This is a genomic window from Clostridium sp. 1001271B_151109_B4 (assembly GCF_015670405.1).
Lineage (GTDB): Bacteria > Bacillota > Clostridia > Clostridiales > Clostridiaceae > Clostridium.
Window position 1 is genome coordinate 32,599 of the sequence record NZ_JADPBQ010000009.1, and the last position, 25,738, is coordinate 58,336.

Annotated in this window: 24 protein-coding genes; 5 read left to right on the forward strand and 19 right to left on the reverse strand. The window is 27.7% G+C overall.

Going from position 1 to position 25,738, the window contains the following annotated elements:
- The first annotated feature begins 12 nt into the window (after nucleotides 1-12).
- Entirely contained in the window at nucleotides 13-330 is a 318-nt protein-coding gene (locus I4V63_RS07840; RefSeq protein ID WP_196000742.1) for a DUF1540 domain-containing protein, read from the forward strand.
- 51 nt (nucleotides 331-381) lie between these two features.
- Here I4V63_RS07840 and I4V63_RS07845 read toward each other — a convergent pair whose 3' ends face one another.
- From I4V63_RS07845 to I4V63_RS07880, 8 genes are all read right to left on the reverse strand, one after another.
- Nucleotides 382-1,272, reverse strand: a complete 891-nt coding sequence (locus tag I4V63_RS07845; protein WP_196000743.1) for a tetratricopeptide repeat protein — start codon at nucleotides 1,270-1,272, stop codon at nucleotides 382-384.
- Nucleotides 1,273-1,442: 170 nt separating this feature from the next.
- On the reverse strand, nucleotides 1,443-2,222 hold the full coding sequence (locus I4V63_RS07850; protein ID WP_196000744.1) for a PHP-associated domain-containing protein: 780 nt from the start codon (nucleotides 2,220-2,222) through the stop codon (nucleotides 1,443-1,445).
- A gap of 105 nt (nucleotides 2,223-2,327) precedes the next feature.
- Complete coding sequence (truA, locus tag I4V63_RS07855) at nucleotides 2,328-3,077, reverse strand: tRNA pseudouridine(38-40) synthase TruA (protein ID WP_196000745.1); 750 nt, start codon at nucleotides 3,075-3,077, stop codon at nucleotides 2,328-2,330.
- A 54-nt stretch (nucleotides 3,078-3,131) separates the two neighbouring features.
- Entirely contained in the window at nucleotides 3,132-3,737 is a 606-nt protein-coding gene (locus tag I4V63_RS07860) for a hypothetical protein (protein WP_196000746.1), read from the reverse strand.
- 107 nt (nucleotides 3,738-3,844) lie between these two features.
- Entirely contained in the window at nucleotides 3,845-4,798 is a 954-nt protein-coding gene (locus tag I4V63_RS07865; protein WP_196000747.1) for a patatin-like phospholipase family protein, read from the reverse strand.
- A gap of 40 nt (nucleotides 4,799-4,838) precedes the next feature.
- Nucleotides 4,839-5,849, reverse strand: coding sequence for a dipeptidase (locus I4V63_RS07870; RefSeq protein WP_196000748.1), 1,011 nt, complete (start codon nucleotides 5,847-5,849; stop codon nucleotides 4,839-4,841).
- A 183-nt stretch (nucleotides 5,850-6,032) separates the two neighbouring features.
- Nucleotides 6,033-7,760 carry a phospho-sugar mutase gene (locus tag I4V63_RS07875; protein ID WP_196000749.1) on the reverse strand — a complete coding sequence of 576 codons (1,728 nt, stop codon included), beginning with the start codon at nucleotides 7,758-7,760 and terminating at the stop codon, nucleotides 6,033-6,035.
- Between the two features lie 127 nt (nucleotides 7,761-7,887).
- Nucleotides 7,888-8,493 carry a 50S ribosomal protein L25 gene (locus I4V63_RS07880; RefSeq protein ID WP_196000750.1) on the reverse strand — a complete coding sequence of 202 codons (606 nt, stop codon included), beginning with the start codon at nucleotides 8,491-8,493 and terminating at the stop codon, nucleotides 7,888-7,890.
- 776 nt (nucleotides 8,494-9,269) lie between these two features.
- On the opposite strand from I4V63_RS07880, the gene glmS reads away from it, so the two are divergent.
- Nucleotides 9,270-11,093: a glutamine--fructose-6-phosphate transaminase (isomerizing) gene (gene glmS, locus I4V63_RS07885; protein WP_196000751.1), complete on the forward strand. Its 1,824-nt coding sequence runs from the start codon at nucleotides 9,270-9,272 to the stop codon at nucleotides 11,091-11,093.
- Between the two features lie 33 nt (nucleotides 11,094-11,126).
- Here the strand turns inward: glmS and I4V63_RS07890 are convergent, their stop codons facing one another.
- Nucleotides 11,127-14,366, reverse strand: a complete 3,240-nt coding sequence (locus tag I4V63_RS07890) for a DEAD/DEAH box helicase (protein WP_196000752.1) — start codon at nucleotides 14,364-14,366, stop codon at nucleotides 11,127-11,129.
- A 176-nt stretch (nucleotides 14,367-14,542) separates the two neighbouring features.
- Nucleotides 14,543-14,896 carry an arsenate reductase family protein gene (locus tag I4V63_RS07895; protein ID WP_196000753.1) on the reverse strand — a complete coding sequence of 118 codons (354 nt, stop codon included), beginning with the start codon at nucleotides 14,894-14,896 and terminating at the stop codon, nucleotides 14,543-14,545.
- A gap of 156 nt (nucleotides 14,897-15,052) precedes the next feature.
- Between I4V63_RS07895 and I4V63_RS07900 the strand changes: the two genes are divergently transcribed.
- The 3 genes from I4V63_RS07900 (at nucleotide 15,053) to I4V63_RS07910 (ending at nucleotide 17,342) form a co-directional block, all read left to right on the forward strand.
- The gene (locus I4V63_RS07900; protein WP_243280476.1) at nucleotides 15,053-15,481 is read left to right on the forward strand and encodes a molecular chaperone DnaJ; all 429 of its coding nucleotides are present in this window, start codon (nucleotides 15,053-15,055) and stop codon (nucleotides 15,479-15,481) included.
- Between the two features lie 88 nt (nucleotides 15,482-15,569).
- The gene (locus I4V63_RS07905) at nucleotides 15,570-16,382 is read left to right on the forward strand and encodes a DnaJ domain-containing protein (protein WP_196000754.1); all 813 of its coding nucleotides are present in this window, start codon (nucleotides 15,570-15,572) and stop codon (nucleotides 16,380-16,382) included.
- 51 nt (nucleotides 16,383-16,433) lie between these two features.
- Nucleotides 16,434-17,342 carry a DUF5685 family protein gene (locus I4V63_RS07910; protein WP_196000755.1) on the forward strand — a complete coding sequence of 303 codons (909 nt, stop codon included), beginning with the start codon at nucleotides 16,434-16,436 and terminating at the stop codon, nucleotides 17,340-17,342.
- Between the two features lie 19 nt (nucleotides 17,343-17,361).
- On the opposite strand, the gene I4V63_RS07915 is transcribed toward I4V63_RS07910, so the two are convergent.
- From I4V63_RS07915 to I4V63_RS07955, 9 genes are all read right to left on the reverse strand, one after another.
- A complete protein-coding gene (locus I4V63_RS07915; RefSeq protein ID WP_196000756.1) occupies nucleotides 17,362-18,153 on the reverse strand; it encodes a hypothetical protein in 792 nt (263 codons plus the stop codon).
- A gap of 62 nt (nucleotides 18,154-18,215) precedes the next feature.
- Nucleotides 18,216-18,665: a DUF2383 domain-containing protein gene (locus I4V63_RS07920; protein WP_196000757.1), complete on the reverse strand. Its 450-nt coding sequence runs from the start codon at nucleotides 18,663-18,665 to the stop codon at nucleotides 18,216-18,218.
- Nucleotides 18,666-18,790: 125 nt separating this feature from the next.
- The gene (locus tag I4V63_RS07925; protein ID WP_196000758.1) at nucleotides 18,791-19,066 is read right to left on the reverse strand and encodes a hypothetical protein; all 276 of its coding nucleotides are present in this window, start codon (nucleotides 19,064-19,066) and stop codon (nucleotides 18,791-18,793) included.
- Between the two features lie 37 nt (nucleotides 19,067-19,103).
- Complete coding sequence (dapG, locus tag I4V63_RS07930; RefSeq protein ID WP_196000759.1) at nucleotides 19,104-20,312, reverse strand: aspartate kinase; 1,209 nt, start codon at nucleotides 20,310-20,312, stop codon at nucleotides 19,104-19,106.
- Between the two features lie 22 nt (nucleotides 20,313-20,334).
- Complete coding sequence (locus I4V63_RS07935) at nucleotides 20,335-20,640, reverse strand: YlmC/YmxH family sporulation protein (RefSeq protein ID WP_196000760.1); 306 nt, start codon at nucleotides 20,638-20,640, stop codon at nucleotides 20,335-20,337.
- A gap of 125 nt (nucleotides 20,641-20,765) precedes the next feature.
- On the reverse strand, nucleotides 20,766-22,070 hold the full coding sequence (locus I4V63_RS07940) for a pitrilysin family protein (RefSeq protein WP_196000761.1): 1,305 nt from the start codon (nucleotides 22,068-22,070) through the stop codon (nucleotides 20,766-20,768).
- Between the two features lie 109 nt (nucleotides 22,071-22,179).
- Nucleotides 22,180-24,279: a polyribonucleotide nucleotidyltransferase gene (locus I4V63_RS07945; protein WP_196000762.1), complete on the reverse strand. Its 2,100-nt coding sequence runs from the start codon at nucleotides 24,277-24,279 to the stop codon at nucleotides 22,180-22,182.
- Between the two features lie 83 nt (nucleotides 24,280-24,362).
- The gene (gene rpsO / locus I4V63_RS07950; RefSeq protein WP_005216394.1) at nucleotides 24,363-24,626 is read right to left on the reverse strand and encodes a 30S ribosomal protein S15; all 264 of its coding nucleotides are present in this window, start codon (nucleotides 24,624-24,626) and stop codon (nucleotides 24,363-24,365) included.
- Nucleotides 24,627-24,791: 165 nt separating this feature from the next.
- The gene (locus I4V63_RS07955) at nucleotides 24,792-25,730 is read right to left on the reverse strand and encodes a bifunctional riboflavin kinase/FAD synthetase (RefSeq protein WP_196000763.1); all 939 of its coding nucleotides are present in this window, start codon (nucleotides 25,728-25,730) and stop codon (nucleotides 24,792-24,794) included.
- Nucleotides 25,731-25,738: the final 8 nt, after the last annotated feature.

The window sequence follows — 25,738 nt, forward strand, 5'->3', positions numbered from 1 at the left end:
GGAGATATTAAAATGGCAAAAATTAATTGTGATGTATGTAATTGTTCATATAATAGTTCAGGAATTTGTTGTTCAAATCGTGTTGATATAGGTGGAATGGCTTCATCTGCTGAAAATAATACATGTTGTGGATCATTCTTAGATAAAAAAAATTATAGTGACCTTACTAATTCTTCAGAAACTTCAGGTCCTTGTGATTGTTTAGTTTGTAAAGTAAGTAGTTGTGAGCATAATGAAAATTGTCTTTGTACCCTTTCTTCTATTCAAGTAAACGGAGCTAACGCAAATCTTTATACTGAAACTAACTGTGGAAGTTTCGATAAAAAATAATAATTTAGGCAAATGATATCTATAACTTTTATCATTTGCCTTTTATGTACTTTATTCTATTTCTCTATTTTTTTCATTTTCTTCTAAATCAATAATTAAATTTTTAATTTCTTGACTATCAATACTATCATCAATTATTTCTTTAAAGTATTCAATAGCTTCACTATTTCTACCCTGTCTTAATAATTCATAAGCATATTCTTCAATAATTCTATTATCTTCCGGTTCTAATGTATTTGCTTTTATTAAATACTCCTCAATAAAATCATATTTTTTCAAAGCTTTATAACATATTGCTAATGCAAAATAATTTTCACCATCATTATTGTTTATTTCTATAGCCTTATTAAAATACTTAATTGCTTTTTCGAAATTTTTATTATTCGCTTCATATATCCCAAGCCCTGTATAAGATCTCCCGCATTTATCATTTGCTTTGATTGATTCTACTAACGCTTCTTTGGCTAATTCACTATTATTTAAATCTATTAAATATGTCCATCCAATTATACATTTAAAGTTTGCAATTTGTATATTATCACATTCATATTTTTCTATATAATCAATACATCTATTTATTGCATCTATATAAAGCTTTTCTCTAATGTCTAATTCAACTAAAAAAGTATTAGCTAAATATTGTTCTTCTTCTTCCATTAAAACTCTCTCAAAGCATCTTCTACTTTCAGCATAAAGGCCTAACTCTAATAAAGCTTCTCCTTTTACATTATATCCATAAACAATATAATCACAACCTAATTCAAATGCTAAATCTATAGCTGCAATTGCCTCCTCAAAGTATCCTTGAACTAAATAACAATGTCCAGTATATATTAAATATTCTGGATTACCATTCTTTTTAAATCCATCATTTGCATATTTCATAGCTTCTTGAACATTACAAGCTAAAATTTCATTAAATGTTTCTTCAATATTTTCCATGATTTCTTCTTCCTTATCTAATTATTTATATTAATTATTTTTGCCATATTTTACATAGTTTATAATTATGTAATATTTTATTTTTCTTTCTTTAAAAATTATAAAACTAATATGCAACAAAAAGCTATCTTTTATTATATATTAAAAGATAGCTTACAAATTAATTTTATTTAAATTTTAAATTCAGTATTTTTATCATAGGTATCAGCTTTTAGTAAATATCTTTTTAGTACCTTTGAAGAAAATATTTTAAAATTAAGCGCGGAGTTTATTTCAATAGTATAATCATTGTTTTTGATACACTCTTTAAGCTCTTTAACTGTTTTACATTCCTTATTTAAACTAGTATATATTCCTCCAAGTTGAACTGGAGTATGACTATCACTGCCAGTTATTATATTTAAACCTAGCTCTTGAGACAAATTAATTACTTCATCTCTTGCAACTGCCTCTCCTTTTTTAAATATATCCTTTCCATTTAAATCTAATGCATCAAGTCTTTTTAATAATTCATGAGGCTGCTTACATAACTTATGTCCTCTTCTACATGGATGTGCACCTATTTTTAGCAAATTAAATACTTCTGCTAAATCCAATAATTCTTCTAAATCAATTAAGTTTTCCTTTTCTCTAAAAGCTTCAAGAGACTTATATATATTTACTATACTTTCTCTATCACCACAAAGTATCACATGACCTTTGTTTTTCACACTTACTTCCATAGCTGGAAATACTGAAATACCCTCTACAATATATCTATCTCCATCATAAGTATAATTTTTTTCTAAAAAATCATAAATTACTAAAAAATCTTTTGCATTAAAATGCTCACATAAAACTATAGCATCTAATCCATTATCCTTTGAAAAGTATATCTCATTCATGAAAAAATCTTTATTAAAATCTTTCCGCTTGCTTAACAAACCATGGACATGAAAATCCACATTCATTTATTTTTCACACCCTCAATTAATTTATACTTTTAAGGTAAAATAACCTATATTCATTAATATATTAGTCTGACTTCTTTTATGTTAATTAATATGATAAAATTTTTAATAATTTACTTCCTTCATACAAAGCCCCTTTGCTGGTGCTTTTACTGCCAGTTCACTTCTTTGTTTAGATTCAAGCATTTTTTTAACCTCTTGAGGTTCTATTTCTCCCTTAGCAACCTTTAATAATGTTCCACTTAAAATTCTGACCATATTTATCAAAAATCCATTGCCGTTATATTCTATTTTAATAATATTATCTTTTTCTGTAATATCAATATAATTAATAGTTCTAACAGTAGACTTTTTTGATTTCTCTTTTACTGCACTAAATCCTTTAAAATCATGAGTTCCAACAAGATATTTACTAGCCTCTTTCATTTTTTCAATATTTAATTGTCCCTCAACATGATACGCATATTTCTTCATAAAAACATTTGCAAATTTATTATTATCAACAGTATATACATAAGTCTTTGAAATTGCATTTAATCTTGAATGAAATCTTTCACTTACCTCTCTTAATGATATAACTGATATATCTTCTGGTAAAAATTCATGTAAATACTTTGACATATCTTTAATATTTTTATCACTATTAGTTTTAAAGTTTGCAGTATACTTATCTGCATGAACTCCTGTATCTGTTCTTCCACATCCAATTACTTGAATGTCTTCTCCCATCATTTTAGATAGAACATTTTCAATTTTTCCTTGAATAGTAGATACATCTGTTCCTTTTATATTTTGTTTTTGCCATCCCTTATATCTTGATCCATCATATTGAATTGTCATTCTTATATTTCTCATACTTTATCTCTCTTTTCTTTAAATTTAAACATCAGTCTAGTTAACTTCAATTATCTATCTCTTCTTAAGTTTAAAGCCTTCTTTGTAGTTAACAACTTTAACATTAAGTACATTTAATAATTTTTCTAAACTTTTAACTTGATTTATATATTCAATCTTTCCACTAGCAAGTAAAGTATTAATATTATTTATAATATCTTGTTTTTCAGCCTCCCCTAATCTTCTCTTTGTTTTAATTACGCATCTATTTATAAATGTTAGTGTTTCCCAAATTTGTTCATTTGTTATTTTACTAAAATCATTTATTACCCTTGTATATCCAACTCGTCTATTCTTAGGAGGATATGCTTCTTTGAAAAATTCTAAAAAATAATTTATTTCTTTAGGATCTTTATTATCAACAAATTTTCCTAATGCTGATTTTAGTTGATTTTTTAAATACATTATAGTATTCGCCTTTACTATTGTATTCATTTCTTCTATACTTTTATAGATTATAGTATATATTTCTTGAATTTTATCACTTTCTAAACCGTCTTTAGCTAGAGGTTTTACTTTTTCTATTACTTCTAATATATTCTTTTTAGAATTTAATTCTTTTTCATATATTTTGCTCAAAATTTCTTTTCCTGTCATATCTTTTAAATTACTCTCTTCCATCTTCCGTTTCCTACCTTAATTTTTTTCTTTCATCAATAAAATATTGATATGATACTATAAACATAGCATCATATCAATGTTTATTCTTATATTAATATTTTAATTAACTAATGTCTATTTCTATTTATTAGTTCTTTATTATACTCTTCATGCTTTTCTATTAATTTTCCAATATTTTTTCCTTTAATCATATCAATTATCATTGGTGCAAGTACAGTTAGTGCATCTCTATAACCAAGTTCAATATGCTGATTTAATACACTTGGTCTAATATTCAAAGAACCAATCCCCTCTATAAGCTCTAATTGTGTTGATGGATATATTTCAATAATATTTGTATTTTCAAAACCATTTCTATTAAGTTCTTCCCTATAAGACAAATGAACTACTATAATAATATCACAATTATGCTCTTTCAGTGGAGCAATTGGAACATTATCTACATTAGATTCTTTATATTGTGGGTTATTTACCCCACCATCAGCATATCTATACTCATTAATTTCAATTGGTTTAAATAAAAATGGTACTGCACACGATGCTATACAAATATCCAAGGCCTTCTTATCGTCATAATCATTAAGCTTAAAATATTCAGGTTTTCCTAAATCAATATTATAAGCACAAGCATATAATATCTTTTTACTTTGCCTAATCAAATTAAAATCAACATAATCTTCAATAAAGCTTTTTATACCACTCTGTGATAATAACCCAATATCATTTTTTTTAAATAAGTCAGCTAACTTTTTTTCTTTATCTATAGTACCATCTCTTTTAATTAATTTTCTTATATTAATATCTCTTATTTTATTTTCATTATTAATAAATCTTGAGTAAGAAATATTAGACCAACTTTTATCCATAACATTTCCATCGTTCATAGAAAGCATAAGACCATTAATTGTACCTATTGATGTACCTGAAACTACACTAACCCTTCTTATTATATCCAATTCCCAGAGTGCTTTAAAGACTCCAGCTTCATATGCCCCCTTAGCCCCACCTCCAGCTAAAACTAATCCAATATTTAAATCAAATAATTTTTCAACATCTATCACCTTAGCTCATCATCCTTCATCCTAATACTAATTGTATACCTTATAATAATTCCTTATATAAGTTCATTATATTCTTAAAAAATATCTTTTCTACTTCTTCATAAGTAAAACCATTTTTTAATAGTGACTCTGCTAACAATTGAATTTGTGACGCATCTTTAATTTCTAAAGTACTTTGTATTCCATCAAAATCCGTTCCTAATGCAATAACATCTATTCCGCCTACATTTTTAATATGCTTAATATGTTTTACCAAATCCTCTATATAAGTAAATGTTAAACCTGTATAAGGTGTTGGCATAACAAAACTTGAACAAAAGTTAATCCCCGTAACTCCACCTTTATTAGCTAACTTCTTTATCATATCATCAGTTAAATTTCTAACAACATTTGTAACGGCTCTTGCATTACTATGACTTGCTACAAATGGTTTTTTACTATATTTTAAAACATCATAAAATCCAGCATCTGACAAATGTGATACATCCACTATAATCCCTAATCTCTCCATCTCTCTTAACAATTCAACTCCAAAGGCTGTAAGCCCAAATTCAGTATTAGGAGTTATAAAATCTGGTTTTTCAGTTATATTTCCGCATGTATCAATCTTAAATTTAAAATTTGGAAAACCTACTCCATTTATATGATTCCATGTTAATGTTATAAGCCTGACCCCCTGCTCATAAACAGTTTTTAAATTTGTTAAAGAACCTTCTAATGCTCCTGCATCTTCTATAGTTAATAATGCACCTATTTTTTTTTCATTAGTACAACTATCTATATCTTCATAAGAATAAACTGGCTTAATTATATCTCTATTTTCCTCTAACTCTTCATGATAAACTTGTATCATCTCTTGCAAAGTTTTATAAGGATTTTTATATTTTTCTATATCTATAAACATTGCAAAATTTTGAAGTAGATAGTCGCCTTTTATTAGTTTATTTAAATCTACATGTAAATTACTTTCTTTTAAACTATACTTTTTCCCTAAGAGTCTATTTTCATATATTTCTCCTATCGTATCACAATGCATATCAATAACTTTCATTTCCATTCCCCTCCAACTTTATCACTACCTTAATTATATCATATATAACTTCATATGAAAAAAGCAGCATCCCCATTCCCTAATAACTTATAAAATACAATAACCATTAAATTGATTTTATATTTTTATAATAACAAAAAAAGTTGTTACATCCGTAAGAATGTAACAACTTCTACCTTTATATTAAGCTAATTTCTCATTTATTATTTCCATAACTTTTTCGTTAAATCTCTTTAACTTTTCTTCAGCATTAATTAAACTTTCACCTTTAACAGCTGAATAAACCTTCATTTTCGGTTCTGTACCTGAAGGTCTAACTACAAATGATGAACCATCAACTAAAATATATTTTAATACATTTGATTTTGGTAAGTTAATAACTTTTTCAGAATCATTTACTAAATCCTCTTCTTTGCTTAATTTATAATCAAGTCTTTTAGCAATTTTAACACCATCAACTTCTGTTAAAGCTGTTTCTCTTAATAAATCTAAGCACTTACCTATTTTTTCTTGACCTTCTTTTCCTTGTAACTCAATTGAAATTAAGTCTTCTTTGAAGAATCCAACTCTATTGTAAAGTTCAATTAATGCTTCATATAAAGATTTTCCTTGCTCTTTATAGTAAAGTGTCATTTCAGCTATTAACATTGAAGCTATAACAGCATCTTTATCTCTAACAAACTCTCCAGCTAAATATCCATAACTTTCTTCAAATCCAAATAAGTATTTCTTATCCCCATTTTCTTGGAATTGTCTTATTTTTTCTCCAATATATTTGAATCCAGTTAATACATCCATTATTTCAACACCATAGTAGTTAGCTATAGCTCTTGCACCTTCAGAAGTTACAATAGTCTTAATAACAACACCATTTGAAGGTAATTTACCTTCTTCCTTAAGAGATGATAATATATAATCTGTTAATAATAAACCTGTTTGGTTACCTGTTAATACTTTATATTCTCCATTATTTTCCTTAACAACAACACCAATTCTATCACAATCTGGGTCAGTACCAAATATTATATCTGGGTTGCTTGTTTTAGCCATTTCTAAAGCTAATTCAAATACTTGAGCATTTTCTGGATTTGGATAAGAAGCAGTTGGGAAATTACCATCTGGCATTTCTTGTTCTTTAACAACTTCTACATTTTCATATCCTAACTCTTTTAATACTCTTCTTACAGGCATGTTACCACTTCCATGAATTGGAGTGTAAATAACCTTTAAATCTTTAGCTTTTTCTTTTACTAATTCTGTTCTAATTGTAAGATCTTTTACTTCTTCAAGATAAGCCTTGTCTACATCTTCACCTATATATTCTAAAATATTGTCTTTTAATGCATCTTCTAAAGCAATATTTTTTATATCTTCATAATTTACTATATTATTAACTTCTCCAATTATTAATCCTGCTTTTTCATCAGTAACTTGACCACCGAATTCATCATAAACCTTATATCCATTATATATTTTAGGATTATGTGAAGCAGTAATTACTATTCCACCTTGACAATTTAAGTGTCTTACTGTAAATGAAAGCATTGGTGTTGGTCTTAAGCTTTCAAATAAAAATACCTTTATATTATTTGCACAAAGTGTTAACGCTGCAGCTTCAGCAAATTCCTTTGACATATTTCTTGAATCATATGCAATTGCAACCTTTGGAGATTCGAAACTTTTATTTAAATAGTTAGCAAATCCTTGAGTTGCCTTTGATACTGTATAAACATTCATTCTGTTACTCCCAGCACCTATAACCCCTCTAAGACCACCTGTACCAAAATCTAACTCTTTGTAGAATCTATCTTCTATTTCCTTTTCATCTGTAATGTTTCTTAATTCAGATTTTATTGTTTCTGATATTACCTTTGAGTTTAACCACTCATTATACTTCTCTTTGTAATCCATATTATCCCTCCTAAACATTTTCAGTAGTCTATACCTTAGTTATTATATACCAAATTTATATAAATTTAAATAAAAAAATAAGAGTTATATTTAAAATTATTTATAACTCTTATTTTTAGTATATTTTTTATTCCGCAACGTCTTTTATATCAGCATCTTCTACTTCTTCCATATCCTTGCTAACTGTATTACGTTCATAACTAATAGATGCAATTACTGAATTTAAATCATCTAATACTGATATTTCTGATGCTACTTCTAAATCTCCAAATTTATAAACTGATCCAACATTCCCTGTACCTATATTAAAATCTATATATTTAGGTATTGAATCAACAGTACATTCAACTTTCACGCTATCTTTTTCCTTTTGTAATACAATACCCTTCTTATTTAGGAATTCTTCTCCTATGTAATGAATTGGAACTGACGAAACAACCTTTTCAGTTCCATTTACTTCTTCTAGATCTAAATGGATAATTTTATTTGTTACAGGATCTTTTTGAACTTCTTTAATTAATCCCTTATGTTTTTCTCCATCTAAACAAAAATCAAGGACTCCATGTTGCCCATTTTTTCCTATTTCATGAGCTAATTCAAGCTCTCCAACTTCAAATGATAAATTTTTTATTGCTTTACCATATAAAACTCCTGGAACCTTTCCGTTTTTTCTTGCTTTCTTTGCACTATTTGGAACATCTATAGATCTTTTACTAATTTCTAAATCTGACATTTCACATTACCTCCTGTTTTTTAAACTCTCTTAGGTATTCTTACCAAAGAATTTATAATTTATACATTTAAGTTGTTAAATTATGTGTTTTTTTATTTTATCTACATTAATTTAATAATTTTTACGAAACTTTAAACTAAATACAATCATCAATAATAAAAACTACATTTATATATATTTTTATATATTTATATATATTTTTATATATTTTTTTCACATTAATGCATATAATAATATTATTTAAATTATTATTTGTAGCTTTATATGCTATAGCTATTTATATAGCTGCTATAGACAAATGTTTATTTTATGGTAGAATTATGTGGTGGTATACTAAATAATTAACAAAGGAAGTGATTATTATAGTAATACAGCATGAAAAAATTTCATAAAAGCGCCAGAACTTAAGTGAAACTCGAATTTTATTTCTGCAAGCTGAACTTACTCAGACTAAGCTTAGTTTGCTGAATAAAAAGGAAACTCCTACTACCATAGGAGTAAGTTCGCCTAACCAAATCGAAGATTTGGAGGCTCACTTAAGTTGACGAGGATGGGGAGTATCGAATTCTTCGGCGGGTGCCCCACGGTATCGCACTACCGTTAACAACTAGTAAAACTACAAAGTGATTTGTAGCACAATCCTAGTTTGGTGTTAAAACCTTCATTGTGTTTTTAGAGGTCCTAGTATTGGTATACCATTTTTAATACTTTTCTTTAATATCACAATAAAATCAAATAAAAAAAATAATTATTAAATGGAAGGAAGATTTATTTATATGTGCGGAATAGTTGGTTATGTAGGAAATAGACAAGCGTCTAATTTATTAGTAGAAGGATTATCAAAATTAGAATATAGAGGATATGATTCTGCTGGAGTTGCAATTTTAAATGATGGAATTAATGTTAGAAAATTTAAAGGACGTTTAAATAACTTAGCAATAAGCCTAAATGAAAATCCTATACACGGTCATATTGGAATTGGCCATACAAGATGGGCTACTCATGGTGAACCATCAGATGTTAATTCACATCCTCATACTACAGAAAATGCTACAATTAGTGTAGTTCACAATGGTATTATAGAAAACTATATGAAATTAAGAGAATGGTTAACTTCAAAAGGATATAAGTTCTTTTCTGAAACAGATACAGAAGTTATACCAAATTTAGTTGACTACTACTATGAAGGTGATTTATTTGAAGCTGTTGTTAAAGCAACTTCTAAACTTGAAGGAAGTTTTGCAATTGGAGTAATAGCTAAAAATGAACCTGATAAAATAGTTGCCGTTAGAAAAGATAGCCCTCTTATAGTTGGTTTAGGAAAAGATGAAAGCTTTATTGCTTCAGATATCCCTGCTGTATTAAACCATACAAGAGAAGTTTATTTATTAGAAGATAAAGAGTTTGCTATTTTAACATCAAATGGTGTTCAATTAAGAAACGAAGATGGTGAAAAAATTGAAAAAGAAATTTACCATGTTACTTGGAACATCGATGCAGCTGAAAAAGGTGGATTTGAAGATTTCATGTTAAAGGAAATTCATGAACAACCAAAAGCTGTTAAAGATACTTTAGCAGGTAAAATCGCCTTAGGAAAAGAAATAACAATAGATAATATATCATTTACAAAGGAAGAGTTAGAAAACTTTGATAGAATTTATGTAATTGCTTGTGGAACTGCTTACCATGCTGGTTTAGTTGGTAAAACAGTAATTGAAAAATTCGCTAAAATCCCAGTAGAAGTTGATATAGCATCTGAATTTAGATATAGAGATCCAATGATAACAGATAAAACATTAATAATAGTTGTATCTCAATCTGGTGAAACTGCAGATACTTTAGCAGTTTTAAGAGATGGTAAAAAACAAGGCGCTAGAGTCTTAGCTATAACTAATGTTGTAGGTTCATCTGTATCAAGAGAAGCTGATGATGTATTTTATACATTAGCTGGTCCTGAAATAGCTGTTGCTTCAACAAAAGCTTATGTTACTCAATTAGCAGCATTTTATATCTTAGGATTATACTTTGCTTCATTAAAAGGTACTATGTCATATGAAGAAATTGAAGAAATTAAGACACATTTATTAGAAATACCAAATAAAATAGAGAAAGCATTAGGAATGAAAGATTCTCTTCAAAAATTTGCTTCTTCTCACTATAACCATAAAGATATGTACTTCTTAGGAAGAGGTCTTGACTACGCAGTTGCAATGGAAGGCTCATTAAAACTTAAAGAAATATCTTATATTCACTGTGATGCTTATGCTGGTGGTGAGTTAAAGCATGGTCCTATAGCTTTAATAGAAAAAAATACTGCAGTTATTACTCTTTTAACTCAAGAAGGATTAAAAGATAAAATGATTAGTAACGTTAGAGAAGTTTCTACAAGAGGTGGAAATATATTTGCAGTTGTAAATGAGGGTGATACTACTACTAAGGAAGTTGTTGATGACTTAGTTTATATACCAAAAACTATTGATATGTTAACTCCACTAGTAAGTGTTGTACCACTACAATTAATTTCTTATTATGTTGCAAAACAAAAAGGTTGTGACGTTGATAAGCCAAGAAATCTTGCAAAATCTGTTACAGTTGAATAATAAAAAAGGATACACATTTTGTGTATCCTTTTTTTAATTAAACAATTCTTTAATTTCTTCAGAACTTAAACTACTTAAGAAGCCACCATTAGTATAATTTCCATTCATTATATCATTAATAATTTCTTTCTTACTTTCTTGTAGTTTAATTATCTTTTCTTCAATACTTCCCTTTGCAATAAGCTTAATAACTTCTACAACATTCTTTTGCCCAAATCTATGCGCTCTATCCGTTGCTTGATCTTCAATAGCTGGATTCCACCATGGATCAAAGTGAATAACAACGTCTGCAGATGTTAAATTCAATCCTGTTCCTCCAGCTTTTAATGATATTAAAAACACCTTAACTTTGCTTGAATTATTAAATTCATTTACAAGTTGAACTCTCTCTGAAGCTTTTGTATTTCCATCTAAATAGAAATACTCAATCCCTTCTGCCTCAAAAATATTTTTTATACTATCAAGTACAGATGTAAATTGGGAGAATAATAATATTTTATGATTATTATTTATAAATTCATTTATTAATTCTACAGTTATATCAATCTTACCGCTTCCACCAGTATATCCTTCAAGAAGTATGCTTGGATCTAAGGCAAGTTGTCTAAGCTTAGTTAAATAAGAGAATATTGTAATCTTATCTTTAGCTACATCCTTTTCTTCCATTTTTACTTTAATATCATCTACATAAGATTTATATACCTTCTTTTGCTCCTTAGTCATTTCTATTACGTATCTTTTCTCAATTTTATCAGGCAACTCGCTCATAACATGATTTTTTAACCTTCTAAGTATAAATGGCTTAATAAGCTTCTTTAATTCAGATTTCCCTTTTTCCATTTTAATAAATTTATCTTGAAATTTTCTTTTTGAATATAAGTATCCAGGCATAATATAATCAAATAACGACCATAATTCTAAAAGGTTATTTTCAATTGGAGTTCCTGTTAATGCAAATTTTACCTTAGCATTTAATTCTTTAACAACTTCACTACTTTGAGATAAAGGATTTTTAATATTTTGAGCCTCATCAATTATACAGTAATCAAAGTTAATTTCTTTATATAAATTGTAATCATTTCTTAATGTTCCATAAGTTGTTATTAACACATCATACTCATTAATTTCTTCTCTTATAAACATCCTTTCTTCCTTACTCCCATGAATTATCTTAATCTTCAAAGAAGGTGCAAATTTTTCAAATTCACTTTTCCAATTATAAATTAATGATGTTGGAGTTATTATGATACTCTTCTTTCCTACTTCTGATAATAAAAATGTAATAGTTTGAAGTGTTTTTCCTAATCCCATCTCATCTGCTAAAATTCCACCAAATTCATAATAACTTAAGGTTTTAAACCACTTAAATCCCGTTAATTGATAGTCTCTAAGAGTTGCTCTTAATTCTTTTGGTACTTCATAATTGACACTATTTAAATTTTCTATTTTGTTAGAAATATGTTCTACTATATCCTTCCCATGTACAAACAATAAATTGTTTTCTTTTATACTATTATTAATAAATAATGCTTTGCTTTTATGCACCTTAATTTCATTGGATTCAATAAGTGATTCCTCACTTAAGTTATCAATAAGATCAAACAATTTGCTTACTTCTTCGTCTTTTAAATCAACAAAACTTTCATCTTTTAACTTAAAAAACCTTCTATTCTCTTTAAAAGCAGCAATTATTTTCTTATATTCATCTTCACTAACATTTTCTATACTAAATGAAAATTCTAAATAATTACCTCTTCCTTCTGTAATAGATGCATTCAATGATGAAGCTCCATAAATTCTTCTTTCCTTGAATCTATCAGAATAATATACAGTAGCTTTCTCTTTTAATATTGATAAATCATCTGAAAGTAAGTCAAATAATTTTTCATCATCCCCATTAAACATAAATACATCTTTACTTCTATAAAAAGAAAATCTATTTAATATCTTCTCTATCTCTTCTTCTTCATTTAAATCTCTAATAACATACTGGTCATCTTTTTGTCCCTTTATCATATTAAAATCTATGTGACCATAATAAACTTTAACTAAAGCCCAGTTTTTCTTTCTATCTCTATCTAAATATATTTCGAATCTTGGTTTTTCTTTAACTATACTTTTTTTAAGACTCTCATCTATATTTATTTCCTCACTTATAGTTTCTAATAAAGGTAAAACCTTATTAAAGACTTCCTTTTTTTTATTATCTTTAAATGTAATTACAGGCTCTTTTGTAAATATATCATTTATAGTTTTATAATATTTTACTTGATTTTCATTAGGTAAATAAATATTATTCTCATAAAGGTATACATCGCCTTTATCATTTAGTGGCTTTGGCATTTCTTCATTAGAAGAAATTTTAATTTGCCCATTTTCTTCATTTATATTAAACTTTATCGGTAAGTCTTCGTTAAACACTTGTAATTTAACTGTAGTAATATCTTTAGTTAAAGTTATTACTTTATCCCCTATATTGCTTAATAGTCTCCTTAAAGCGCTTTGAGGTATAAATAAAGTCTTATTATTTCCAAACACACTGTTAGTTATCCTATTAACCGAATACTCTTTTTCAAAAGGTTCATTTAACGATACATATTCTTCTATAAAATTCAAAATATTTTCATCTTCCTCTGAAAAATAATATATTGATGGATCATACTTGAATTCTTTTCCATATGATAATGTTTTATTAAATCTCCTAGCATTAATTAATTCTGCTATATTTTTAACAACATAATATTTTTTAGTTCCTATTTTCAAATCTAATTCATAAAAATATTTATATTTTGTTATATCCCTCTTAGTTAAATTTACTTGTATGCTAGCTTTTTCTTTATCACAGTTATTAATTTTATTTATAACGCTAAGTAATTTATCTGAATAATCCCCATTATCACTATCTACGCTACTTATTTTCTCTTTTTTTGCATTTGTTTTTTCTTCAATTGCTTCTTCAAACTTATAAAACGTAGCACCTATATGCTTACATATATATGTAGAATTAAAATCACAATTATTTTCAAAATCTACGCAATTACATTCAGTATAAATTAACTCATTCTTTTTTAAATCAAATGATAAATTTGTATTATAAACATTTAAGTCACTTTCAGATATGACTTTTCCATATATATCCAAAGATCCATATTCTTTATCTGCTATAGACTTTATATCCAGTACTAATCCTTCTTTAAAACATTTCATCCCCTTATAAAGACGATTATTACTATCTTTTTTTAATATTAATGCGTTTAGTTGCGTCACATTCACCCTAAGTCACCTCATTAAATGAACTATTTTATATATTAACTTTATTTAGAGTTTATTTTTTTATTATTCTAAAAAAGCACTATCAATTATTTTACCACATTTTTCACTAAGTAATACATTATTTTAACAAAAAAAGAATGTATCAAAATATATTTACTTTGATACATTCCATAAATTTAAATTATTTCTTTGTATGTTTCCTCTTTAAATCCTACTAATACTTTTTCTTCAGTTACTAATAATGGTCTCTTCACAAGTTTTCCATCACTTGCTAAAAGCTTAATCATTTCTTCTTGACTCATATCTTTTAACTTATCTTTTAGGTTCATTTCTCGATATAAAACACCTGAAGTATTAAAGAATTTTTTAATTTCTAATCCACTTAATTTTATCCATTTATCTAATTCTTCTTCAGTAGGATTATTTAATACTATATCTCTATCTTCAAAATCCACATTATTTTCTGTTAAAAACTTCTTTGCTTTTCTACAAGTTGTACATTTAGGATATTCAATAAATAATTTTTTCATAAGTATCTCCCCTTTTCATTTTTTATATTTTATCACACTTACAATATAATAGTAAATAATAGTATAAATTTTATATTTCTATTTATGATTAATATTATATAATTGTATATAATATATATATTACAATTATTATTTCTAATAAAAGGAGTTGATATCTTGGAAAATTCACTTAACAAAAATGATTCCCTATTTAGCATTATCAATAAATTAATAAATAATAGAAATTACATAGAAGCTGAAAATATATTGAACTCTACAAAAGATAGGAATTCAGAATATCATTATCTATATGGTCTAATTTTAAAGAATAAAGCTTGGTTTGATGAAGCCTTATCTCACTTAAAAAATGCAGTAATATTATCACCAGATAATATCCAATACAAAGATGAACTTATTTCACTTATGAGCAGACATAGACATTACTCAGATGATTACTATAATAACGGTTATAGAAGAAGAAACCGTGGTTGTTCTTGTTGCTGTTGTGATGATTGTTGTGATTGTGGCAATTTTAGTTGTTGCGATCTTATTTGTTTAGATCAATGCTGTGAATGTATGGGTGGAGACTTAATAGATTGTATTTAATATTATTTCTATTATTTTATTGAATCACTTATTTACATCAAGATGAATATATTATAATGATTTAATAATCTTTCTAAGGAGATTTAATATGAACCCTTATAAGGTACTAGGTGTACGACCTAATGCATCTTTAGATGAAATCAAAACAGCCTACGAATCCCTTGCAAATACCTATGATATAAATAGTTATGAAGGTTCTTTAGAAGAACCCCTTGCTGAGGATAAGCTTTCAGAGTTAAATACAGCATATAATAGTTTAATTAATGAGTATAAGTACAAAGATATACGTAATTTAATTGAAAAACAACAATTTTTATCAGCTGAAACACAATTAAATTTAATTACTGATAAGTCATCTGCTGAATGGAACTATTTACAAGGCTTTGTTTTATTAAAAAAAGGTTGGTTTAAGGCAGGTGTTAATCATATGAAAGCTGCTGCAGAACTTAACCCTGATAACCAAGAATATCAAGAGGCATTAATGGTTTTAGCTAAAAAGGTAAAACAAATGAAAGCAAACTATGCTCGTGCTATGCAAAGCAATGCAGCTGCACAAAATAATAATAGCATGTGTGGCGGTGGTGGCGGAAATCAAGCAAATATGTGCGGCGGACAAGGTTCTGGTGGAGGAATTGATCCAAATATATTAAATATGTTAATGAATAATTCTGGTGGTATGGGCGGTGCTAATCCTATGAGTGGAGGAGCTAATAATATGGGTGGTGCAGCTAATGGTGCTAATCCTATGGGTGGAGCAAACAACCCTTTAAGTAATATGGCTGGCATGGGTAATAATATGGGTGGCAATCCAATGCAAAATATGCTATTGCAAAGCCTTTTAGGCGGCGGTGGCAATGGAATGAATATGTGTGGTAATGGCGGTGGTGGTGGATTGTGTTAAAACATCACTTAATCTTCCTAAATTATCTATGAAGCTAAAAGGAGTCTTATAATGTTTGGATACGTCACACCTCTTAAAAGCGAACTTAAAGTTAAAGAATTTGAGTACTTTAGGAGCTATTATTGTGGCTTATGCAACGAAATCAAAAATCAATTTGGTAATATACCCCGATTTTGCTTAAATTACGATTTAACTTTCATTGGTTTTATGTTAGATGGACTTTTTAGTAATCCTCTAAAATTAAAAGAGGTAACATGTATACGCCATCCTGGTAAAAAACTTATTATTGCTACTGAATCCCAATGTTTAAATTATTGTGCAGACTTAAGCATATTACTATTTGATTATAAACTTAAAGATAACATAGAAGATGACAAAAGTTTAAAAAGTAAGTTTTTTAAATTAATTCTTTCTCCTTCATCTAAAAAGAGCTTTAACAATTTAAATAAGATAGCTGATAAAATATCAACTAATTTAAGCCTAATTTCTAATTTTGAAAAGACAAAAGCCTTTTCTTCATTAGATGAAATATCTCATCCCTTTGGAAATATTATGGCATGTATTTTAAGTGATTTCCCATATGAATTTGAAGAAGATAGTAAAATACTAAGAGATGCATTATATTCACTTGGGTATTTTATCGGTAAATGGATTTATTTAATGGATGCTTTAGATGATTTAAAAAATGATATATCTACAAATAGTTTTAATCCTTATAATGTTTTATATAATACTAAAAATTTATCTTACGAAGATTTACTATCTTCTTGCATTGAAGATATTGACTTTTCTATTTTAAATAGTTTAGTTAATTGTAGTGAAACTTTAAAAAACATTCCTTTTAAAAAACATTATACTATTATTGACAATGTTATTAATCTTGGAATGCTAAACAAATATTATGAGGTATTAAATAAATATCATTTTATTAATAACAAAAAGATAAATACCAGTAGTTAGCTACTGGTATTTTTTTGTATTATTTATTGTAAGCTACAATATCTCTTTTACTATCAGCTATTACATTGCCATCTTTATCTAAGTCATATATTGATGTTACTGTAACTTTTTTTATGTCACCTTTTAAATCTTGAATTTTAGCTATAAAATAACTTTTCACTCTTTTATTTATTTCTTGTGGTTCTTCTACTTCACTTGTAAAAGTACCTTCAGTAGTTTCTACAATAATTTGTGTTTTGTCATTTTCTGTTCCAAATGTATACGAATTGCTCGTATCATTATATAAATCTACACGAATTAGAGCTCCATCAAATAAAACTGCTTCTTTCATTAAATTTAAATTCAATTCTTTTTCTTTATTAGCAGGAACATTAAAGTTTATACATTCACTTATTCCATCTGGTGAAATTGACCATCCATTATCTTCCTTAATTAATGCATAAACATAATCTTCATTGCTTTCTTCACCATTGATTACTGCATTAATATTAACTACTGCTTTTTTTAAATTTTCATTAATATCCTCTACACTTTTTGTAGTTGATGAATTAATAGTTGCATCTTTTCTGTTACTTTTAATCATCTTTATTATTTTGTTCGCATCATATCCTATGTAATCTATATATTCATCGGAATATAGTTTAACCATCTCTTCAATATTATTTTCTACGTTATACTTATTGAATGATTCTAATACCTCTTCTGCTGTGTTACCTCTAATCATTTCCACTTCTTTACCGCAACCTGTAAGCAAAATAGACATAATAGAAATAACACATAATAATGTTAATAATCTTTTAATTCTTTTCATGAAAACTTCCTCACTTTTCTAATTTCTCTCACTAAGTATACAACATGTTGTAGGAAATTTCACTAATAATTACATAACTTACTTTGTAAATTTTTTAACTTCTTTAAATGATTATCATAATCTTTAACTACACCATAAATATCACTTAAAATACTCTTTTCCATACTTTCATTTTCCTCAATAAATTTATTTGCATTTCTATTTCCGATTTCCATTGCTTTTATTGCATGCTCACATACTTCACAATCGGTATCTACGGGAATAAGCTTAATCTTTTCAAAGGCTTCTGCTATGTTTCCTCTTATCCCTAATGAATCACTAGCATTTCCTCCTAATTCTTCTATCCTATGCGTAATTGCTTCTTCATGCTTTTTAAAAGATTCTATTATTTCCTTTAATACACCCTTCAGCTCTAAATTTTCAGCCTTATCTAAATACTCTTTAAAAGTAGCTCCTCCCATATGAACCCCTGTTAAGAATTTATTTAATTCTTTTATAATCTTATCTCTCACTTTTTATCACCTCTATACTTTTTACATTATTTTTTCCATTATGAAAAATATTATTTATCTACCACCGAAAAAATTTTTTATTAATAATTACAAAAAGGATATACATTTCTGCATACCCTTTTACATTAATCTAAATCACGTATATAAAATCCTTTATTATATACTTCTTTATCATATTTAATTTCAAGCTTATTACAAGCTCTAACATCTTTTTTATTAACTACAAACTTTATTCCACTAATTATAATTTCTTCATCTTCATCGCTTTTAAAATCTGGATATAAATCATATCCTGGTCTTCCACATCCATAAAATACTTTTATTCTCACATAATCTTCTGAACTATTTTCTATAAGTTCACTTAATGCATTTTTGGCTTTTTCATCAAAAGTAAATTCCATTTTACTTCCTCCTAAGTATTTTTATAGTAATATAACCTTACTTTGCAGTACCTAAATTAAATTCATTATGAAGCAACTTTATAGCTTCTCTTACCTTACTAGTGTAAATTAAACACCATATTGTCATATTAGAATCTGTTGTTTGTAAAATTTCAATCTCATTGCTAGTTAAAGTATTTATTATTCTTGCCATTACACCTGGAACACCATTCATACCAGCTCCAACTATAGCAATAGTACTACAATCTTCAATTATAGTATATTTTATTTCAGCTTTTTTCATTATTTCATCAAGCTTTTCTTTTTCAGACGCATCTATTGTAAACATTTGATGTTCTGGGAAAATATTAATTAAATCTAGGCTTATATGGTTTTTAGCAAGCAATTCTAATAAATTTTTATACGAACCTTTATCTCTATTATCTGATAATCTTACTCTAACTTGAATTCTATTATTTAAGTGAGTAATTCCAGAAATCAATCTCTTTTCTTCTTCAGAAACACTACTTTTTATCACTGTTCCTTTACAATCATTCATTGTATTTTTAATAACTAATGGTACATTTCCCTTTTTAGCTAATGCTACAGCCTTAGGATGTATTACTTTTGCACCATGATCAGCTAATTGAAATACTTCATTGTAAGAAATTTCATTTATTAGTGAAGCATCTTCGACAACCCTTGGATCAGCTGTCATAATTCCATCTACATCAGTATATATATCAATTTCCTTTGCTTTTAAAGCAACACCTAATATACATGCTGAAGTATCACTTCCACCTCTTCCTAACGTTGTGAAAAATCCATCTTCTGTTACACCTTGAAATCCTGTAATAACTGGTACTTTCCCAGCTTCTAGTATTTTCATTATATTAGTATTATCAACTTTAATTGATTGAGCATCAGTAAAATTATCATCCGTTATTATTCCAGCTTGACCTCCTGTTAAAGGAACAGCAGTTATTCCGTGCTTATATAAATCATTGCACATTACTACAGAGCTTATTATTTCTCCACAGCACATTAATAAATCCTGAGCGCTTTTATTATTCTCTTTAAAATTACTATCTACAAGTGATAATAGGCTATCTGTAGCATAGGGTTCTCCAAACCTTCCCATTGCTGACACAACTACTACTGGTTTAAAACCACTTTCAATTGCTTTGCCTATTTTTTTTATTACTTGTTTTCTTCTTTCCTCTGTTGATACAGATGTTCCTCCAAACTTTTGCACTATAATATCCAAGGAATCTTCCCCCTTAAGTTTTCTAAGCTCTCGCTCTCTTTATCTTTCCTTCCTCGGCAGAGATTACTATGACATTAGTTCCTACTTTAGTTACACATTCCCATGGTATTTCAACGTACTCTTTACTACCAAAGAAGCTAAACTTTCCTGCACTAATACCAACCACCAGGAATTTAAGATATCCGTTTTCATCTATTACAAAGTCAATATTTGAAGCAGTATCATATTTTTCTGCACTTTCAAGATTAAAAATTTCATAACCTTCTAATTCACTTAAATTTCTTATCTTGCTCTCTGGTTTTTTTTCATAATATTCAAAATCCTTCATAATAATTACCTCCTTGTTATACATAATATTATGCATCCCTTTGGTAATATATTACTTTAAGAATTAGAACATCAAACCTTCAAATACTTACTTTACATAACTAATATATCAACTATATTTAGAACTTACAATAAAAACTTTTCATCAGTACTGTTCTTATATGCAACTTTAGACTTTTCTAAAATTGTATTTAATTTATCAGCTTCAACACCTTGCCCAACAAAAGCTGTACTGATTATTCCTGGTTTAAAGCATCTCTCCAATACATAGTTTATGTCATTTTTGTCTATTTTGTTAATTCTATTAATAACCTCTTCTTGAGTTTTTATCTTATTTTGTAATAAAAAGCATTTTGCATTAGCAAACATTCTTGATGATGTACTTTCTAATCCTAAAATATAATTTGCCTTTATTTTCTCTTTGTTTATTTCTAACAATTCATTACTAATACCTTCTCTAGTAAACTTTTCTAACTGTTCATTGATTACACTTATTGCTTTATCACAATATTTATTGCTTAATCCAGTGTAAATATTCATTGTTCCAACCCCTAAATAAGGTTGCATATATGAATAAATTGTATAACATAAACCTAATTCTTCTCTTACTTTTTGGAAAAGAATCGATGATGCTCCACCACCAAAAATATTGTTTAATAATACTAATGAATAAGATTTATCATTAGCGTATGGCAAGCCATTAAGTCCAAGATTAATATGGACTTGTTCAATTTGCTTTTCACAATATTTACTATCATTTTTAAGTATAATTTCCTCATACGTTGGTTTATAAATATCATCCTTACTCCATCCACCAAAATATTCTTCAATAAGTTTTCTCAATTCTTTTTCATCAAATCTTCCACATATACTAAGTACAGAGTTATATGGTGTATAATGAGTTCTAATATAATCTTTTATTTTTTTTCTATTAAAAGATCTAATTTTATCTGGAGTACCTAAAATAGGATATGCTAATGAATCATTTCCAAAGATAGCTTGAGAATGTATTTCATCTAATACATCTTCAGGATTATCTTGACTCATATTAATTTCTTCAATTACTACACCTTTTTCCTTTTCAATCTCTTCTTCATCAAATTTAGAATTTAATAACATATCTGAAATTACTTCTAGACATAAGTCTGTATGAGTATTTAAAGCTTTTATATAATAACAAGTAGTTTCCTTACTTGTATAAGCATTTATTTGTCCTCCAATATTCTCAATTTCTTGAACTATTTCTTTTGCACTTCTCTTTTCTGTACCCTTAAAGAACATATGCTCAATAAAGTGTGATATACCATTCTCATCTTTTGTTTCATTTCTAGAACCATTTTGAACCATAATACCTACACTTATAGAATTTACATGTTCAATATATTCAGTAACTACTCTTAGCCCGTTATCTAATGTATATAAATTAAACATACTTACCTCCATTTTTATAAGTTTGCTTTTAGTTTATTTTAATCTTATCATATTTATTCTATATAGTAAAAAAAAGAGAATTATTTTTAATTCTCTTTTACCATTTCAATTATTCAGTTACTTCATCTGGTGGAAGCGCATCTTTTCTTGAAAGATTTATTCTTCCTTGTGAATCTATTTCAGTGACCTTAACTAAAATCTCATCTCCAACAGATACAACATCTTCAACTTTTTCTACTCTCTTTTTATCAAGTTTAGAAATATGACAAAGTCCTTCTTTATTAGGTAGTATTTCTATAAATGCTCCAAATGCAGCTATCTTAGTAACTTTACCTAAATAAACTTCACCTGCTTCAACTTCCTTAGTTAAGCCTTCAATGATTCTTATTGCTTCATTTACTCCATCATGATCTGGAGAAGAAACAAATACTGTACCATCTTCTTTAATATCAATTTTAACGCCAGTATCAGCTATTATTTTATTAATAACTTTTCCACCAGCTCCGATAACATCTCTAATCTTTTCTGGATCAATTGAAATAGTAGATGTCTTTGGTGCAAACTTAGAAACTTCTTGTTTTGGTTGTGGAATACATTCATTGATCTTATCTAAAATGTGTAATCTTGCTTTTCTTGCATTTTTAATTGCCGTTTCAATAACGTTAAAGCTTAATCCTTTAATTTTAGTATCAACTTGTATAGAAGTTATACCTTCAGTAGTTCCAGCTACCTTAAAGTCCATATCTCCAAAGAAGTCTTCTATGCCTTGAATATCAGTTAAAACTTCTTCTTCACTTAAATCTTCTGATGTTATAAGTCCCATTGCAATACCTGCTGCTGGCCTCTTTATTGGAACACCTGCATCTAATAATGCTAATGTAGATCCACAAACCGAAGCTTGAGACGTAGAACCATTTGAACTTAATACTTCTGAAACTAATCTAATAGTATATGGGAATTCTTCTTCTGAAGGAATAAGTGGTTCTAAAGCTCTTTCTGCTAAAGCTCCATGACCTATTTCTCTTCTACCAGGTCCTCTTAATGGTCTTACTTCACCAACAGAATAAGCTGGGAAATTGTAGTGATGCATATATCTCTTAGATTCTGTTTCACCTATACCATCTATAATTTGAATATCTCCAACTGCTCCTAAAGTAGCAACTGTCATAACTTGAGTTAATCCTCTTGTAAATAAACCTGTTCCATGAGTTCTTGGTAATAAGTCAACTTCACAAGTTATTTTTCTTATTTCATCGAATGCTCTTCCATCAGGTCTTCTAGAGTGATTTAAAAGCATATCTCTAACTACTTCTTTTTGCATGTTATATATTATTTCTTTAGAATCTCCAAAGTTATCTGGATACTTTTCAGCAAACTCTTCAGTAATTTTATCGTTTACTACATCCATAGCTGCATTTCTTTCATCTTTATCAGTAATCCACATAGCTTCTTTAATCATTTCACCTGCAAATTCTTCTATATCCTTTGCAAGCTCTTCATTTGGTTTATATAAAACTGGTTCATCCTTTTTCTTACCAAACTTAGCCATTGCTTCTTCTTGGAAACTAACAATTTCTTGGCATTTTTCAAAACCATATTCAATTGCGCCTATCATTATATCTTCAGGAATTTCATCTCCACCTGCTTCAATCATCATAACTCTGTCTTTTGTTGCACAAACAGTTAATTGAAGAATACTTTCTTCTCTTTCTTTAGATGTTGGATTTAAAATGTAATTACCATCGATTAAACCTACTTGCACTGCTGCAACTGGTGTAGTGAAAGGAATACTTGAAATAGATAATGCCATTGATGCTGCATTAATTGCTAGAATTTCTGGTAAGTTATCTTGTTCTACTGATACAACTGTACAAACCACTTGAACATCATTTCTATATCCTTTTGGGAATAAAGGTCTTAATGGTCTATCTACAGCTCTTCCGAAAAGAATTGCGTTTTCTGAAGGTCTACCCTCTCTTTTTATAAATCCGCCTGGTATTTTACCTACAGCATATAATCTTTCTTCATATTCAACACTTAATGGGAAGAAATCAATCCCATCTCTTGGTTTTTCTGAAGCATTAACATTAGTTAAAATAACTGTATCTCCATAGCTCATAAAAATAGCTGCATTTGATAACATTCCAACTCTACCAAATTCAACTTTCATAGTTCTACCAGCTATATTTTTTTCTAGTACATTAGTCATTTAATAACCTCCCTTCAGGTTTTGCGGTTCTTCAATTTAATTTTTTTAAAATAATAGAGCGGATAAAACCCGCTCTATAAAGACTATCTTCTTAAGCCTAATTGTGCTATTATAGCTCTGTATCTTTCGATATCTTGTGCAGCTAAGTAGTTTAAAAGACCTCTTCTTTGTCCAACCATCATTAAAAGACCTCTTCTTGAGTGGTGATCTTTTTTGTGAACTCTTAAATGTCCAGTTAATGAGTTGATTCTTTCAGTTAAAAGAGCGATTTGAACTTCTGGTGAACCAGTGTCTCCTTCGTGTCTTCCGTATTGTTTGATTAATTCTTGCTTTCTTATTGCGTCCATAATGACACCTCCAGTAATTTTATCCCCTATTTCCAGGAAAAGAGAAATCACCCTCAAATCTTAGAAGTAGGTTCTTCATGAAATATTATAGCAAAGTCCGTCTATCTTGTAAACATAATTTATTATTTTAAATATATTTAGATTTTATTATCTAATAACATAGATTTATAATTTTTTTTGACACATTGCTATATTTCTTTCTTCAGCATATTTCTTATCTTTTTTTAATTGAGTTATTAACTCTTCAATATTATTAAATTTTACTTCATCTCTAATTCTATCAATGAAGTAAACATTAATTTCTTTTCCATAAATATCACCGTTAAAGTCTAAAATGTAGGTTTCTATTGTTAAGTCTATCCCATTAACTGTAGGATTATTCCCTATAGATGTAATTCCCTTAAAAAATTTCCCATTTATCTCTACATTTGTATAATAAACACCTTTTTTAGGAATAATTTTTTCGCCTTTAACTTCCAAATTAGCTGTTGGAAATCCTATTGTTCTTCCCAATTTCTTACCATCTACAACTTTTCCTGATAGCATATATGGTCTAGATAGCATATTAAATGCTTTATATACATTTCCTTGCAGTAATTCATTTCTAATAGCTGTTGAACTGATAATCTCATCTTTTATCATACATGGTTCCATAATATATAATTTGTAATCATATTTATCTTGAAGTTTCTCTAAAAGTTCAACATTTCCCAAATTTTTATATCCAAATTTAAAATTAAATCCAACAACAATCCCTTTAACCTTATAATAATCACAAAGCCATTTTATAAATTGCTCTGGCATCATTTTCATAACTTCATCGTCAAAGTCTTTAAATGCTAGTATATCTATGTCTTTTTCCTCTAAAACCTTAATCTTTTCATCATTACTCATTATTAATTGAACATGGCAATTAGGATTAACAAAAATTCTAGGATGATTCTTAAAAGTAAAAACTATAGCTCTACCATTATTTTCTTGAGCTAAACTTTTTACTTTTTCTATTAAAGATAAATGCCCTAAATGTAATCCATCAAAACTACCTAAAGCTATATAATTATTTTTTTCTTCATTTTTAAGAGTGTTATTATCATATATTAGCATTAATTTTT

What these genes read in the sequence shown, in the direction of transcription:
- I4V63_RS07840 (WP_196000742.1), top strand. Translation starts at nt 13, where the DNA reads ATGGCAAAAATTAATTGTGATGTATGTAATTGTTCATATAATAGTTCA.
- I4V63_RS07845 (WP_196000743.1), bottom strand. Translation starts at nt 1,272, where the DNA reads ATGGAAAATATTGAAGAAACATTTAATGAAATTTTAGCTTGTAATGTT.
- I4V63_RS07850 (WP_196000744.1), bottom strand. Translation starts at nt 2,222, where the DNA reads ATGAATGTGGATTTTCATGTCCATGGTTTGTTAAGCAAGCGGAAAGAT.
- truA (WP_196000745.1), bottom strand. Translation starts at nt 3,077, where the DNA reads ATGAGAAATATAAGAATGACAATTCAATATGATGGATCAAGATATAAG.
- I4V63_RS07860 (WP_196000746.1), bottom strand. Translation starts at nt 3,737, where the DNA reads ATGGAAGAGAGTAATTTAAAAGATATGACAGGAAAAGAAATTTTGAGC.
- I4V63_RS07870 (WP_196000748.1), bottom strand. Translation starts at nt 5,849, where the DNA reads ATGAAAGTTATTGATATGCATTGTGATACGATAGGAGAAATATATGAA.
- I4V63_RS07875 (WP_196000749.1), bottom strand. Translation starts at nt 7,760, where the DNA reads ATGGATTACAAAGAGAAGTATAATGAGTGGTTAAACTCAAAGGTAATA.
- I4V63_RS07880 (WP_196000750.1), bottom strand. Translation starts at nt 8,493, where the DNA reads ATGTCAGATTTAGAAATTAGTAAAAGATCTATAGATGTTCCAAATAGT.
- glmS (WP_196000751.1), top strand. Translation starts at nt 9,270, where the DNA reads ATGTGCGGAATAGTTGGTTATGTAGGAAATAGACAAGCGTCTAATTTA.
- I4V63_RS07895 (WP_196000753.1), bottom strand. Translation starts at nt 14,896, where the DNA reads ATGAAAAAATTATTTATTGAATATCCTAAATGTACAACTTGTAGAAAA.
- I4V63_RS07905 (WP_196000754.1), top strand. Translation starts at nt 15,570, where the DNA reads ATGAACCCTTATAAGGTACTAGGTGTACGACCTAATGCATCTTTAGAT.
- I4V63_RS07910 (WP_196000755.1), top strand. Translation starts at nt 16,434, where the DNA reads ATGTTTGGATACGTCACACCTCTTAAAAGCGAACTTAAAGTTAAAGAA.
- I4V63_RS07915 (WP_196000756.1), bottom strand. Translation starts at nt 18,153, where the DNA reads ATGAAAAGAATTAAAAGATTATTAACATTATTATGTGTTATTTCTATT.
- I4V63_RS07925 (WP_196000758.1), bottom strand. Translation starts at nt 19,066, where the DNA reads ATGGAATTTACTTTTGATGAAAAAGCCAAAAATGCATTAAGTGAACTT.
- I4V63_RS07935 (WP_196000760.1), bottom strand. Translation starts at nt 20,640, where the DNA reads ATGAAGGATTTTGAATATTATGAAAAAAAACCAGAGAGCAAGATAAGA.
- I4V63_RS07940 (WP_196000761.1), bottom strand. Translation starts at nt 22,070, where the DNA reads ATGTTTAATTTATATACATTAGATAACGGGCTAAGAGTAGTTACTGAA.
- I4V63_RS07945 (WP_196000762.1), bottom strand. Translation starts at nt 24,279, where the DNA reads ATGACTAATGTACTAGAAAAAAATATAGCTGGTAGAACTATGAAAGTT.
- rpsO (WP_005216394.1), bottom strand. Translation starts at nt 24,626, where the DNA reads ATGGACGCAATAAGAAAGCAAGAATTAATCAAACAATACGGAAGACAC.
- I4V63_RS07955 (WP_196000763.1), bottom strand. Translation starts at nt 25,730, where the DNA reads ATGCTAATATATGATAATAACACTCTTAAAAATGAAGAAAAAAATAAT.